The 15,007-nt window shown below is 67.0% G+C and carries 7 protein-coding genes; 5 read left to right on the forward strand and 2 right to left on the reverse strand.

Annotation, left to right across the window (positions count from 1 at the left end; translation table 11 throughout):
- Positions 1-14: 14 nt before the first annotated feature.
- Positions 15-3,305 (reverse strand): arabinosyltransferase domain-containing protein, encoded by a 3,291-nt coding sequence (locus tag GTV32_RS14740; RefSeq protein ID WP_161060946.1) that lies wholly within the window; start codon positions 3,303-3,305, stop codon positions 15-17.
- 94 nt (positions 3,306-3,399) lie between these two features.
- Between GTV32_RS14740 and GTV32_RS14745 the strand changes: the two genes are divergently transcribed.
- The 5 genes from GTV32_RS14745 (at position 3,400) to GTV32_RS14765 (ending at position 13,262) form a co-directional block, all read left to right on the forward strand.
- Complete coding sequence (locus tag GTV32_RS14745) at positions 3,400-6,768, forward strand: arabinosyltransferase domain-containing protein (protein WP_161060947.1); 3,369 nt, start codon at positions 3,400-3,402, stop codon at positions 6,766-6,768.
- Positions 6,758-10,075: an arabinosyltransferase domain-containing protein gene (locus GTV32_RS14750; protein WP_161060948.1), complete on the forward strand. Its 3,318-nt coding sequence runs from the start codon at positions 6,758-6,760 to the stop codon at positions 10,073-10,075. The genes GTV32_RS14745 and GTV32_RS14750 overlap by 11 nt, the downstream gene beginning before the upstream one ends.
- 117 nt (positions 10,076-10,192) lie before the next feature.
- The gene (locus GTV32_RS14755; protein ID WP_161060949.1) at positions 10,193-11,086 is read left to right on the forward strand and encodes an oxygenase MpaB family protein; all 894 of its coding nucleotides are present in this window, start codon (positions 10,193-10,195) and stop codon (positions 11,084-11,086) included.
- 78 nt (positions 11,087-11,164) lie between these two features.
- Complete coding sequence (locus tag GTV32_RS14760) at positions 11,165-11,890, forward strand: VIT family protein (RefSeq protein WP_161060950.1); 726 nt, start codon at positions 11,165-11,167, stop codon at positions 11,888-11,890.
- Between the two features lie 136 nt (positions 11,891-12,026).
- Positions 12,027-13,262 carry an HNH endonuclease gene (locus GTV32_RS14765; RefSeq protein WP_161060951.1) on the forward strand — a complete coding sequence of 412 codons (1,236 nt, stop codon included), beginning with the start codon at positions 12,027-12,029 and terminating at the stop codon, positions 13,260-13,262.
- Positions 13,263-13,443: 181 nt separating this feature from the next.
- Here the strand turns inward: GTV32_RS14765 and mqo are convergent, their stop codons facing one another.
- Positions 13,444-14,940, reverse strand: coding sequence for a malate dehydrogenase (quinone) (gene mqo / locus GTV32_RS14770; protein ID WP_161060952.1), 1,497 nt, complete (start codon positions 14,938-14,940; stop codon positions 13,444-13,446).
- Between the last annotated feature and the right edge of the window lie 67 nt (positions 14,941-15,007).

The following is a 15,007-nucleotide window of genomic DNA, read 5'->3' on the forward strand; positions in this document are numbered from 1 at the left end:
CTGGCGTCTCGGGCTCAGTCATCTTGCGGCACCACCCTGATCGATCCCGGTCGCGTCCATCCCCACGTCGTCGTGGTACCGGTGGTCACCTGTGCGGGTGTCGCATCCGCGACCAACGGCGACAAGCGCTGCAGCCCACCCCAATCGCGGAACCAGTCGTTCTCCAGGTAAGTGGCCATCGTCGTCGCACTGGTCAACGCCTCCGGCGTGGTGAGAATGCCACCGTTGACCGAAGCCTGCCACGTCTTGGACTTGGAGTTGGTGGTCGTCTGGTCCGGCACGATACGCCAGCGGGGCACCTCGCTCACGCCGTCGCGCGTGCTCATCGGATGCTGACACGGGAACTGACTGCCGACCGACAGATCGAGCAGCACCGGCGTCCGCGAACCGACGACGTCCTGCAATGTGTGCAGTTGCGGCGCCCGCGGCGGCGTGAACGCCAGCCATTGGTCCGGACTCACGTTGTCGTCGACGGCGACGATCCGCATGGCCGTGGCGCCACCGGGCACCGCTGTCATCGGGATACGCAGGTTCCGCCACGGCCGATTCGGCCTGCCCGGTCCCGGATCTATCGGCGTGTAGGCCTTGCCCACCTGCTTGAAACCACCGGCCGCATCGGTTCGACCGAACTGCACCTGCAACGACCGCCCAGGGGTTGCGACGCCGTCCTGGTCGACCGAGAAGACCGGTCCGGCCGCCGTGATCACCAACAGCGGCGACGCATCGCGGGACGGCAGCCGGTACCAGCCGGAGGTCAGTTCCGCGGTGCCGTTGTCGTGTCCGTAGCTGCCCAACACCGGCGTGGTCTTCGGGTCGAGGCCGAACGGCAGCGCCGCCGACGATCCGTTGATCGTCTTCGGCCCGGTGCCGCCGGTGGTACCGGGAGGCCCGCCGGTGACGACGAACGGGCGCGACAGGTCGCCAGAGGTGTTGATGGTGCCCGCTCCCAGCGATGTCGGGTCGGGCGTCAGGTCACCCGCCACACCGTCCGGGGTGAAGCCGGTGGATTCGCCGGCGAGCGCACGCGAGATGTCGCGGGTTCCGATCGGCGCGAGTGCACCGAGGTTCGGGTTCTGTTCCAGGAGAACCTGATCGGCCATTCCACACGGATCGCCCGCGAGCGCACGGGTGTTGGCGTGAAAAGTGGTGTAGGTGTCCGAACGGTCCATCGCGGCTTTGGCGAACAACCCCATCTCACCGACCACCACGAGCGTGGCGATCACCAGCATGGGGGCCGACGCGACGGCGATCTGTGTGCGCGACAGGCGAGTCCGGTCACCGCGGACCTTTCCGCGCTCTGCGTCGACATCGATCCGCAGGTGATACCAGGTCGCGACTGCGAGCGCCAAGACGGTGAGCACCAGGAAGACCGACGACAACGGCGTCCCCGCCACCACCGGCGCCTTGTCGAACCACGAGATGCCGAAGTCGTACCCCCAGCCCCACGCGTTCTCACCCGCGACAGCGACCGCGCAGGCGAACAGCAGCACGGCGATGTACATCCACAGATTTCGTGGCGAACGCCGCGCCGATTGCGCGACGGCGACCGTCGCGACCGCAGCCATGGCCGCGCCGACGCCCGCGTAGATCCCGAACTGGACGGTCCACTTGGTGGGCGTGAACGACAACAACAACACCGTCAGCAGGATCGAGCCGACGAGTCGCCACACCGGTCCGGGGTCGACACCGCGGATGTGCTTGCGACGCAACATCACCGCCAACGTCACAAACAGTGCGGCGACCAGGAGCAACAGCGGTACGCGACGCACCAGCGAACCATCCTGGGTGGTCAGCGAGAGATAGTAGAAACGCAGGAGTTCCTGATACCAGGCCAGTGTCGGCCCCACGGTGTATCGAAGTCGCACCGCCTCGGCCACGTTGGCGAGCGTCTGGTCACGGAAGACCACGATGACCACCACCGCGAATGCCCCGGCCACCGGCGCGAGCAACGGGAGCATCCCGTTCTCGCGACGGCGGGTCCGGATGGTGCGCAACATCGGTCGCGATCCGGCGATGAGCATGGCGAGCGCGATCACGCCGTGCGGGGCCACCGCCAGGGTGAGGCCCGCGCTCAATGCCGCTCCCGCCGCCGGCAGCATCCGACGGGTGGCGACGGCCTGCTCGACCCCCCACCACGTGAGCAGCGATCCCAGCACGATGATTCCCTCGCTGCGCAACCCGCTGCACAGCGGCATCCAGAACGCCACGAACACCGCGGCGGCGGTGAACATCGCCCACTGCGAGCGACGGACCGCACCACCCAGCCGTGGCAACAGGATCCGGCTCAGCACGAACCAGCTGATCAGTCCGGCCACCAGTGCGGGCAGTCTCATCCAGACGCCCGCCGTCGACACGGTCGACCAATGCGACAGAAAAGTGTAGTACCAGTCGAACGGCGCCTCGGGAATTCCGAAGAAACGGTAGTAGTTCGCGAGGTAGCCGGCATCGTGCGCGGTGCGGCCCATGTTGAGGATGTAGCCGTCGTCGGACGATCCGGCCCCGAGGAAGTGCCAGACGACGAGTGCCGCGGTCACCGCGATGTCGGCCGCACGCGGCGCGAACAGCCGCCGAAGGTCGAGGCGACCGATCCGGCGGTGATAACCGTTTCGTACATCGAGTACGGCGATCGCGACGAAGGAGATCGCCGCGGCGATCAGCCCGATGATCATCACGATGAGTTTGAGCACCGACGGTCCGGTGTCGAAGCGGTTGTCGATGTCGACGTGGACTGCCAGCCGATCGGCGGGGGCCCCTTCGCCGGCCGCCTGACGCACCGCGGCCGGGCGGAGCCCGGTGAAGACTCCCGACACCTGCGGTCGATCACCGGGATCGCCGGCGACGGCCGGACCGAGCCCGACGAAGTGCGCCTCGGTCGCCGACGCCGACGCACGAACCGTCAGTCGGTCGCATCGGTTCAGGTCGGCGCGATCGGCACGGACCAGTTCCTTGCCGCGCATCGTCACCGAGACCGCCTGGCGGTCCGCGGTCACGAACAGTGCCTTGTTCGACGAGTTGCGCCCGGCAGACGGCATGGTGGAGACCACAACGGTCGTCTCGTCGGCCGGCGTCTGCGCCAAAGCGCGACACCCGACGGTGACATCGAGTCCTGACGCCGTCTGAGCGACCAGGGGCGCCGTCACCGACGCGCTCGAGCCGATGGTCTCCTGGGGCCAGTCGATGGACGCGGTGTGCTGGCTGACCGGCAGCAATGGCGTCAGCACGGCAGCGACGATCGCGACAAGTCCGGACACGATGGCGATCGCGGCCCAGACACGTGTGGGCGCTCGTCGGGAAGAGGCAGTCATCAGACGGTGACCCTAGTTGACGGGAAGAACCCTGTTGTAGCGCAGTCCGGGTCTGACTAGGTCCTCTCAGGGAAGTCCCATAACATCAGACATCGTGCCTGTGACAGCCTCGAACGCTGCGCCCGACGCCGCGCCGCCGACATCCAGGGTGTCTGTGGGCACCGTCCGTGCGGTCGCCGTCATAGCGGGCATCATCGGCATCGTCCTGTGCGCCATCACACCATTCCTCCCGGTCAAGGCCACCGACGCGTCATTCGACTGGCCTTCCGGGCAAGGTCTGTCGGCCGAGTCCGCCGACGTCGTCGCGCCCCTGATCGCCCAGACACCGCAGGCCCTCGACGCCCGCATACCGTGCGGCGTGTTGTCGGAAATGCCCGCGGCCGGCGGCCTGGTCTTCGCGACGATGCCCACCAACGCGCCCAAGAGCAGGTCGTCAGCGCTCTACGTCAACGCGAACCGCACCACGGTGACGGTCACCTTCCGCAACACGGTGGCGGCAAGCGCCCCACGTGACCAACTGTCCGGATGCTCACAGCTGCACATCTGGTCGGCTGCGACCGGACCCGGCGCACAATTCGTCGGCCTCGGCGAGTCGACCGTCCTCCCGCCGGACAAGCGTCCGCAGGTCGACGGCATCTTCACCGACCTCTCCACCCGGCAGGTGCAGTCGGCGGCCGATGCCGGTCTCCGTGTGCACGTCCAGATCGACAATCGCTACGTCAGCTCGCCCTCGGTTCTCAAGCTGGTGGTGATGGTGCTGGCCGTGATCGCGGTGCTCGTCGCACTGGTCGCGTTGTACCTGCTCGATCGGGCACACGGTCACCACCGTCGCATCGGTAGGCGCGCCGACGGTGAGGACGGGCCGAGCCGCCTCGGCTCCTGGTGGCGCAGTCTCATCCCGCGCGCGTCCGACGTCGCGGTGACCCTCGTCCTGCTGATCTGGGCTCTGCTCGGGGCCGGAACCGCCGACGACGGCTACATCCTGAACATGGGACGCACGGCCGACGCGTCCGGCTATCTCGCGAACTACTACCGCTGGTACGGCATACCCGAGGCCCCGTTCGACTGGTACTACAGCTTCCTTGCCCACTGGTCGTCGATCTCCCCGACGATTCTGTGGACACACCTTCCGTCGCTGGCCGCGGGCCTCGTCTCCTGGTTCATCCTGAGCCGGGTGCTGCTGCCACGTCTGGGCGCAGGTGTCCGCCGCAGCGGATGGGCGGTGTGGGCCGCCGCACTGGTCTTCATCGCGTTCTGGCTCCCGTTCAACAGCGGCCTGCGCAGCGAGCCGATCATCGTGCTCGGTTCGCTGCTCACCTGGTGGGCAGCCGAACAGGCGATCGCCACCCGCCGCCTGTTCCCCGCCGCCCTCGGCGCGATCGCCGCAGGGTTCACCCTTGCGCTCGCCCCGCAGGGCGTGATCGCGGTGGCCATCCTCCTGGTGGCGGCTCGTCCCCTGCTGCACATCATGCTCGACCGTCGACGCGAGTCGGGCACGCTCGCACTCATCGCGCCGATGACGGCGGCCGGCCTCCTGGTGCTGATCGTGGTGTTCCGGGATCAGACATTGGCCACCGTGCTCGAGGCGATGAAGATCCGGTACCAGGTGGGACCGGTGATCAGCTGGCATCAGGAGTTCCTGCGTTACTACTTCATCTCGGTCACCACCGACGATGGCGCACTGACTCGACGCGTGCCGGTCCTGCTCCTGCTGGCCGGTCTGATCGTGACGGTCGCGGTGATGCTGCGTCGCAACAAGATCCGTGCTGTCGATCCCGGCCCCACCTGGCGACTCATCGGCTCGATCGGCGTCACGCTGCTCCTGCTGGCCTTCACACCGACCAAGTGGACCATCCAGTTCGGCGTTTTCGCCGGACTCGCCGCCGCCATCGCCGCCACCGCCACCCTCGCGGTGGCCCAATCGGCGGCCCGCTCCGCGCGCAACCTGACCGTGTTCGTTTCCGGCCTGTTCTTCGCGCTCGCCGCCGCCATGGCGGGCTACAACGCCTGGCCGTTCGCCTATGAGTACGGGATCTCCTGGTTCGATCGGGCTCCGGTACTCGCCGGACGACCGGTGTCGACGCTGTTCCTGGTACTCGCCGTGATCACCGCGGTCATCGCGGTGTGGCAGCACCTGCGCCTGGACTACGTGGAGAACAAGGGCCTCACCCATACCGTCGACGGCGGAGGAGAGAGCAAGGCCGACCGTCGTCGACTCTTCCTGGCGTCGTCACCGATCGCGGTGATCGCCGGCCTGATGGTGGTGGCCGAACTCCTGGTGTTCGCGAAAGCCGCGGTGACCAGGTATCCGGCCAACACGGTGTTCTCCGAGAACGTGAGCGCGCTCCGCGGCGACGGTTGCGGCATGGCCGACGAGGTTCTCGTCGAGTCGGATCCCAACGCCGGGATGTTGGCGCCGGCCGATGGGAAGTCGGTGTCCGCGGCTCTGCGTGGGACCGATCCCGTCGGATTCACGCCAGATGGGATTCCCAGCGACCTGTCCCCCGATCCGGGCAACCAGCGTCCTGGACAGATGAACGTATCGGCCAGTGTGTCCAGACCCTTCGCCATCACGGGTGGGCTCGGCGCGGGCACCACGGGAGGCACCGGACCCCGCACCGTGAACGGGTCGACGGTCGCGCTTCCCTACGGACTCGACCCTTCGACGACCCCGGTCCTCGGCAGCTACGGTTATCCGGGCGAGGCGCACCTGACGACCGGTTGGTACCAGCTGCCCACGGTGCGCGCGACATCGCCACTGCTCGTGTTCAGTACGGCCGGTGCCGTATCGACGATCGACACCTTCGGCGTCCGGAACTTCGGGCAGAAGCTCGTCGTCCAGTTCGGACGTCCCGGCCCCGACGGATCGTTCACACAGATCGGACCGGACGTGCTGCCGATCGACCCGGGACCGGTCATCACCAACCGACCCTGGCGCAACCTACGGGTGCCGATGAGTGCGGCGCCGCGCGCGGCCACCGCGATGCGTTTGTCGCTGCTGGACAACAATCTCGGACAGAGTCAGTTCATCGGTATCACCCCGCCGCGGGCGCCCCGGTTGCGGTCCCTGCAGGATGTCGTCGGCTCACAGTCACCGACACTGATCGACTTCACCGTCGGCGCACACTTCCCATGCCAACGGCCACTGCGGATCACCAACGGTGTCGCCGAGGTCCCGCAGTGGCGCATCCTCCCCGACTACCCACTGGCCAACTCGCAGTCCAAGACCTGGCAGTCGGGAGTCGACGGCGGACTGTTGTCGATCTCGGAGTCGACCACTTCGGCGCAGGCCGTGCCGACCTACCTCAAGGACGACTGGGCACGCGAGTGGGGAGCCCTCGAGCGTCTGACGCCGCTGGCCGAGGACGCGGGAGCGGCGCGGGTGACCACGTCGCAGACGACACAGTGGGGCTGGTCACGCGCCGGTTCGATCAGGGTGGAGCCACAATCAGATGACCAGTGAGACAGCGACCCCCGCCTCGGAGACCCGCTCCCGCAACTACCGCACGGCGAAGATCGTCGCCGTGGTGGCAGGTGTGCTCGGCTTCCTCGCGGCCATCATCACGCCACTGCTGCCGGTGAATCAGTCCACCGCGGAACTCAATTGGCCGCAGGGCAACGGTGTGGGCAATGTGGCCGCGCCCCTCGTCTCGTACGTCCCCATCGACATGGATGTCACGGTTCCGTGTTCACTGGCCGCGCAACTGCCCCGGGACGGCGGGCTCCTGCTCTCCACCATCCCGGAGGGCGGGCAGGATGCCGGCGCCCGCGCACTGATGATCCGGGCCACCGACGACGCACTGACCGTGACCGATCGCGACGTCGTGATCCTCAACACCGATCGCGCAGGCGCCCAGACGAATCCCGACTGCCGGATCATGTTCCACGCCGACGGCTCGGGCGTTTCGGCCCGTTTCGAGAACGCGCCCGGCGACGGACTGCACACGTTCTCGGTCGCCGATCAGGAGATGCGACCCCAGATCGTCGGTATCTACACCGATCTGCCCGAGTCCGCGCCGCGGGACGGGTTGTCGGTGCACGCGACCATCGACACCCGCTATGTCAGCACGCCGTCGGCGCTGAAGCTCGCGGTGATCGTCATCGGCATCATCATGACGATCCTGTCGCTGATCGCGCTGGGTGTTCTCGATCGCCGGGACGGCAGGGGGCACAAGCGGTTCCTGCCGGCCGGCTGGTTCACCATTCGCGGCCCCGACGTCGCGGTGTTCCTCATCCTGGCCTTCTGGTGGTTCGCCGGGGCCAACACGTCCGATGACGGCTACAACTTCACCGTCGGCCGGATCGCCGGGGATGCGGGCTACGCGGACAACTACTTCCGCTATTTCGGCGTGCCACAGGACCCGTTCGGCTGGCATTTCCAGGTCATCGCCGCGATGACACACGTGAGCCTCGCCGCGCCGTGGATGCGTCTGCCCGCCTTTCTCCTGGGGCTCCTCGGCTGGTGGCTCATCAGCCGAGAGGTGATCCCCCGCCTCGGCCGCGCGGTCCGCAACAGCACGCCCGCGGTGTGGTCGGCGGCCTTTGTCTTCCTGGCCATCTGGCTGCCCTACAACAACGGTCTGCGCCCCGAACCCGCCGAGGCCGTCGGCGCCCTGCTGACGTGGTGTTGCGTCGAGCGGGCGATAGCCACACGCCGGATGCTGCCGTACGCCATCGCGGTGGTGGTCGCGGCCTTCACCCTTGCACTCGCGCCCGGCGGGCTGATGGCGGTCGCCGCGCTGCTCGCCGGTATCCGTCCGGTGGTCAAGACGTTGGTGACACGGCGCAAGCGGGACGGCCTGCTGCCCATGCTCGCCCCGGTCCTCGCCGCGGGAACCGCGGTGCTCTACCAGATCTTCTTCGACCAGCCACTGATGCCGCTGATCGTCGGCAACAAGGTCGCCACCGACGTCGGCCCGACGCTGGAGTGGTGGCAGGAACCGGTCCGGTACTACTACCTGATCCTGCCGACCGCCGACGGCACGCTCGCACGACGTTTCGGTGTGCTGCTGATGATCCTCTGCCTGGTCGTCGTGCTGCTCCGGCTCTTGCGTCGCGTGCATCCGAACGGCATTGCCCGCGCCCCGATCTGGCGCCTGATCGCGGTGATCCTCGGCACGATGTTCTTCATCGCCTTCACCCCCACCAAGTGGACGCATCATTTCGGCGTCTACGCGGGCATCGCGGCCGGTCTCGCCGCCGCCGCCGGCGCCATGATGGCCCCCGCCATTCTCCGATCGCGTCGCAACCGGACGTTCTTCGCGGCCGCCGTGCTGGCGGTGACCGCGATCTCGTTCACCGGCACCAACGGCTGGTGGTTCGTCGGTAGCTACGGAATCCCGTGGTGGGACCGCCCGCCGTCGATCGCCGGGATCAAGGTGGGCTGGGTCATCCTGGCATTCGCGGTGATCACCGCGTTGGTGGGTCTGTGGTTCCACTTCCGCGACGACTACGTCGACGAGAAGACCAGGACGCAGGGCGGGGACGGCTGGGCATCGAAGCTGAAGTTCTCACCGCTGCCGGTGATCTCGGGACTCGTCGTGATCTTCATGGTGTTGTCGTTCGCCAAGGGCGGGTACGAGCAGCGTGACAGTTGGTCGTGGATGAAGTCGAATGCGCGCGCGATGACCGGCAACGAATGCGCTCTCGCCAACGACGTTCTGGTGGAACAGGATCCCAACACCGGCCTGTTGCCGCCGGCCGCGGTCGACGGACGGCCGGCACCGAATGTCTCGGCGGCACTGGCCGGGACGGGTAACGGCCTACCCGACCCCGACGGTTTCACACCGAACGGCGTACCGAACCGGCTGTCCATCGACTCCACCGAGGAGCAGGACACCGCGACCTCGACGGCGCAGAACACCGCCCAGTCGGGCGCGGGCTCCGACGAATCCACTCAGACCACCGAGTCTGCGCAAGGTGGAACCGAGGGCGGGCAGGGTGCGCGCGGTGTCAACGGCTCGACTGTGCGACTGCCGTTCGGGCTGAACCCGGCGAACACTCCGGTACTCGGTTCCTACGGCTCCCCCAGCGGGACCGGTTCGCTGACCACCGACTGGTACTCACTTCCCGAACGCAACGCCGACGCGCCACTGCTCACCATCGCCGCGGCCGGCTCGATACAGGCCGTCGACGGGCTCGGCGTGCAGCACAGCGGCCAGCAGGTCATCGTCCGGTTCGGCCGGACCGGGGCCGACGGTCGCGTCACCCCGGTCGGCGTGAGGTCGCCGATCGACATCGGCGAGGTACCCACCTGGCGGAATCTGCGGTTTCCGCTCGCCGACGCCCCGCCACGCGCCGACGTGGTACGGGTGGAGGTCAGTGACACCGCTGGTGCACCGTCGGAATGGGTGGCGATCACGCCACCGCGGGTGACCCAGTTGCGCACTCTCAACGACGTCGTCGGGACCACCGATCCGGTCTTCATCGACTGGCTACCGGGCATGGTCTTCCCGTGCCAGCAGCCGATGAAGGTTCGTGACGGTGTGCTCGAGGTACCGAAGTGGCGCATCATGCCCGACGCCGAAGCCACCCGAAAGAACAGCCAGACCTGGATGTCCGGCAAGGCGGGCGGTCCACTGGGCATCACCGAGGCGATGCTGACCCCGACCTTGCTCCCCACGTATCTCCGCAACAACTGGGGACGAGACTGGGGTGGCCTGCAGCGGTTCGCCGAGATCGATCCGGCACCTCCGGCCGAGCTGGAGTTGGGCACCGCACGCCATTCCGGGCTCTACAACCCGGCCCCGATGCGGTCGAGCGGGTACTGACGCCCCACTGCCGACCGAGGTCGAGTCCGTGCCCCGGCCGCCGGTCGAGTGGTCGCGAACGCAGCGGCGCCTCGCCGGATACTCGATCGGCGGCCCAGGCTGCGCTAGCCTGACCTCATGGACCGTGTGGTGAACACGTACCAGCACGAGCACGTCGCCGAGGTCAGGCCGGCTCGCGCGCGTCGTCGTGTTCGGCGGACCGGCGACCTGGTCACCGGGCTCGGCCCAACCATCGCGGGCGCCAACGTGATCATGCAACTGGCGAATCCCAAAGTCGGCCACGGTGTGGTGGAGAGCCGCGTCGACTCCGGTAACGCGGTGAAACATCCGATCAAGCGCAGTCGCACCACCGGCACCTTTCTCGCGGTCGCGCTGCTGGGCGACGCCGACGACCGGGCTTTTGTCGGTGCCGAGCTCGAACGCATCCATGATCTCGTCTACTCGACCGCCGAGAGCCCTGTTCGTTACAGCGCCAACGACTCCCGGCTCCAGTTGTGGGTGGCGGTCTGCCTGGTGAAGTACTTCCTCGATCAATACGAACTCCTCTACGGGCCACTGAGCCCTGCCGAGAAGGACCGAGTCGTCGACGACTCCCGCTGGCTCGGCACAACCCTCAACGTGACCGCGCAGCAGTGGCCGGACAGTTACGCCGACCTGCAGGAGTACTGGCGCAGCCAACTGGACGACATGACGATCGACCCACCGGTTCGCGCGATGCTGCAACAACTCTCGGACCTGTCGTTCCTCGAGTACCGGATCGGCGCCGCCGGCACCCTGGCCCACAAGGTCTTCGGTCGTCCGATGAGTTACCTGATCAAGGCGGGACTGCCGCCGGAGTTCCGCACGATGATGCACTGGCGCTGGAGCGCCGAGGACGACGCGGCCTACGACCGGACGCTGCGGGTGGCACGCTTCGTCGATCCGGCCACCGGACGTGTCGTGCGCGGACTCCTGCAGGCCTACCTCTACGACATGCGTCTGCGACGCCGGCTGGGGATCAAGGTCTTCTAGGTCACTCTTTCTCACCGCATCACTAAGGCAACCGTGTCCTTGCTTGCGTGAATGCCGCTGTGGCAGTTGAGTCGAACCATGACCGTCGGCCACGAACACCAGCACACAGGTGAGCCCCACCGCGGTGGCGGACTCGCCAATCGCCTCAACTGGTTGCGCGCCGGCGTTCTCGGCGCCAACGACGGGATCGTCTCCACGGCAGGCATCGTGGTCGGCGTCGCCGCCGCGACAGCCGAGAGAGCACCGATCTTCACCGCGGGCGTTGCCGGCCTTGCCGCGGGCGCGGTGTCGATGGCACTGGGCGAATATGTCTCGGTCAGCACGCAACGCGACACCGAACAGACCCTGCTCGCGAAGGAAGAGCGCGAACTCCTCGAGCAACCCGAAGCCGAGTTCGACGAACTCGTCGGTCTCTACGAGTTGAAGGGACTGACCCACGAGACCGCGTGCCGTGTGGCGCGGGAACTCAGCGACCGCGACGCCTTCGAGGCACATGCGGACGCCGAGCTCGGCATCGACCCGCACGAGCTGACCAATCCGTGGCAGGCGGCGTTCTCGTCGGCGGTGTCGTTCACCGCCGGGGCCCTCCTGCCCTTGGTAGCGATCCTCACGCCGCCGGCGGCCTGGCGAATCCCGGTCGCTTTCATGGCCGTCATCATCGCGCTCGCACTCACCGGCGCCGTGGGCGCGACGCTCGGCGGTTCCCGTCCGTGGCGACCGATGGTGCGTGTGGTGATCGGAGGTGCGCTGGCGATGGTCGTCACGTTCGCCATCGGCCGGCTGGTCGGGCAGACCGTGGCGTGATCCCGGCTCCGCAGCGGCAAAAGCTGTCGGGGTCGCTCGGTAGTCTATGGGGTTCGCCGCGGGTCGATTCGACCAAATTCTTTGCAGCACTGAAGAATTCCTTGACTCGAACACATGTTCGAGTAGACTGGTTCGCATGGGGGAAATCAGCTCGGCCATCGAGGTCATGCGTGAGGTCACCGTCGCCGATGCGGCGTCGGGCCGGCAGGTGTTCGACGCCACCAAGGCGTTGATGGAACTGCGCAACCTGGTCGATCACCTGCTGGCGGTACACGCCGAAGCGCTCGACCGGCTGGGAGTGGCGACACAGTCCGGAGCAAAGACCCGGAACCTGTTGATGGAGATGGGTGCCGCACCGAGTGTGGCCGCCCGCTGGTTACGCATCGGCGCCGCACTGGCGTCGCTGCAGCGACTACCCGGTTACGCCGGTGACGGTGTGTTCTCCGGCGAACACGTCGATGCGATGGTGCAGGGGCTGGCCCACATCGCCCGGCGCGCCGCCGACGGACTGTGTGAGCAGGAACGCCTCGAGCACGAACGGGCACTGATCGCCCAGACGCTCTCGGGTGCGACAACAAAGGAGCTCGAGCAGACGGCACGGGCGATCGGCAACCAGATCGCCACCGAAACCGGGGGACTACCCGCGGGGGAAGATCGCCGGCTCAACGAATTCACAGTTGTCCCGACCCCCGACGGGCGGGTGAAGGTCACCGGTGATCTTGATGTCGTGATCGGCGAAAAGCTGATCGCGGCGATCAACTCGTTGGCCCAACCACGCCCGGAGCCAGACGGTTCCCCCGATGCCCGCACCATCGGCGCTCGACGCGCAGACGCCCTCGAACAAATCCTCGACGCCGCCGCCACCGCAGACACCCCCTTCATGACCGCACCGAAAACCCACCTCACCCTGACCATCCCCGTCGACACCCCCGACCTCGCGTCGCTGACATGGTTGGGCCCGATATCACAGGCGACGGCGAAGATGCTGGCCTGCGATGCCGGCATCACCGAAATCATCATCGACGGAAACCGGGCACCCCTGGACATGGGCTACGAACAACGCCTGTTCACCCCACACCAACGCACAGCCATCACCGCCCGCGATCGATGCTGCATCAAATGCGGCGGGCCCGCCGCCTGGAGCCACATCCACCACATGATCCACTGGCACGACGGTGGCCCCACCGACCTCGACAACGGCTGCCTACTCTGCCCGTCCTGCCACGCCCACGTCCACGCCCACGGCTGGGACATCGTGATCGGAATCGACCGCCACCCCTGGCTCATCCCACCCACCACCACCGACCCACACCGAACACCACTACCCGCCCACAACCGCCGCACCATGCACCTCCACGAGACCGCCGCCTGACGCCAGACCGCAGCAGCGAAACAGACCACAGCGCAGCACATTTCGCGACGCACCTTCACCGCGTGACCGACCACCACCGGGCCACGCACGACCCTTGACAACTCAACAGTGTGAGAGCGGCAGGTGGGAGCTCGTTGCCCTGGAGCGTGAGACGCAGCCTCCAGGGCAACGGGCCCGCCGGTCACGATGCGCGGTTCAGACCCAGCGCGGATGCGGTCCGGTCGAGACTGTCGGTCGCAGCCTCCGGGCCCCAGTCCGTGCGGTCGAGATCCGGGATCGCCTCCGCCACCGAGTTTTTCCAGCTCATCTCCCACTCGTCTGGAAAGGACCGCCGAAGCAGGTCCAGCATGATGGGAACCGCCGTCGACGCACCCGGCGATGCGCCGAGCAGTCCCGAGATGGAGCGGTCGTCACTCACGATGAGCTCCGTTCCTTGTCGGAGCACACCGATCCGCTTCTTGTCCGGTGTCACCAATTGGGCACGTTGACCGGCCGGGATCAGCTCCCACTCGTCGGAGCGCGCGGAAGGAAGGAACTTCTGCAATTGACCGAACCTCCGGCGCGGACCGGCGAGGAGCTCTGAGAGCAGAAATCGGATCAGGGACAGGTTGTGGAGACACGCGGCCACCAACACATGTAGGTTGCGCCATCGCAGCGTGGTGAAGAAGTCCGTGAGCCTACCCTGCTTGAGGAGTTTGGTACTGAACGTCGCGTACGGTCCGAACATGAGGTACTCCTCGTGATCGACGATGCGTTTGTCCAGGTGTGGCACCGACATCGGCGGGGCACCGACGGCTGCTTGCCCGTACACCTTCGCATCGTGCCGGGCTACCACGGACGGGGTCGCGCAGCGGTAGAACGCGGCACCGACAGGTAGCACCGCATAGCCGTTGACCTCCGGGATCCCCGCACGCTGGAGCAGTCGCAGAGCGAACCCACCCGCGCCGACGAACACATGCCGTGCTCGCACCGTGAATTCCGCTCGGCCGTGCGTCAGTCGGCCACTCGCACACCAACTGTGATCCGGATTCTGGCGAAGGCTTCGCACATCGTGGTCGAACACCACCGATCCGCCCCGATCGACGATGATGCCCGTCAGGGCCTTGGTCAGGGCGCCGAAATCGATGTCGGTACCGCGTGGATGTCGCGTCGCGGCGATCGGTTCACCGATGTCACGACCCTCGACGATCAGCGGCGACCACGCCCTGATCTGTTGAGGGTCTTCCGAATACTCCATTTCCGCGAAGATCGGTTCGGTGCTCAAGGTCTGAAAGCGGCGGCGCAGGTAGTTCACATCGCGATGACCGAACACGACATCCATGTGCGGCGCGGTGTTGATGAATCCGGACGGATCGGCGATGAGACCGCGGTCTGCGAGAAATGCCCACCACTGTCTGCTCAGATGGAACTGCTGTGCGACGGTGGCCGCCTGTCGACCATCCGTCGGATCCGGCATGTAGTTGAGTTCGCACAGACCCATGTGTCCGGTGCCCGCGTTGTTCCATGGGCCGGTGCTCTCTTCCGCCAGGCCTCCGGCTCGCTCCACCAGGACAACTCGCCAGTCCGGCTGTAGGACCGCGATCATCGATCCGAGGGTCGCCGACATGATCCCTCCGCCGATGAGGAGTACGTCGGCTTCGCGGGGAGAGCGGATGTCGATGCGTGTTCCGGTGCCCATGTCACGGCTCCTTCGGTTGACGGCCACACATTCACCGTCCCGCACCACTCAATAATCCGTCCAATGA

Origin of the sequence: Gordonia sp. SID5947, assembly GCF_009862785.1 — a bacterium.
GTDB lineage: Bacteria > Actinomycetota > Actinomycetes > Mycobacteriales > Mycobacteriaceae > Gordonia.

Bases quoted from the DNA above. Each gene is read 5' to 3' on its own strand.
- GTV32_RS14750 (WP_161060948.1), top strand. From the start codon at position 6,758: ATGACCAGTGAGACAGCGACCCCCGCCTCGGAGACCCGCTCCCGCAAC.
- mqo (WP_161060952.1), bottom strand. From the start codon at position 14,940: ATGGGCACCGGAACACGCATCGACATCCGCTCTCCCCGCGAAGCCGAC.
- GTV32_RS14760 (WP_161060950.1), top strand. From the start codon at position 11,165: ATGACCGTCGGCCACGAACACCAGCACACAGGTGAGCCCCACCGCGGT.
- GTV32_RS14765 (WP_161060951.1), top strand. From the start codon at position 12,027: ATGGGGGAAATCAGCTCGGCCATCGAGGTCATGCGTGAGGTCACCGTC.
- GTV32_RS14740 (WP_161060946.1), bottom strand. From the start codon at position 3,305: ATGACTGCCTCTTCCCGACGAGCGCCCACACGTGTCTGGGCCGCGATC.
- GTV32_RS14755 (WP_161060949.1), top strand. From the start codon at position 10,193: ATGGACCGTGTGGTGAACACGTACCAGCACGAGCACGTCGCCGAGGTC.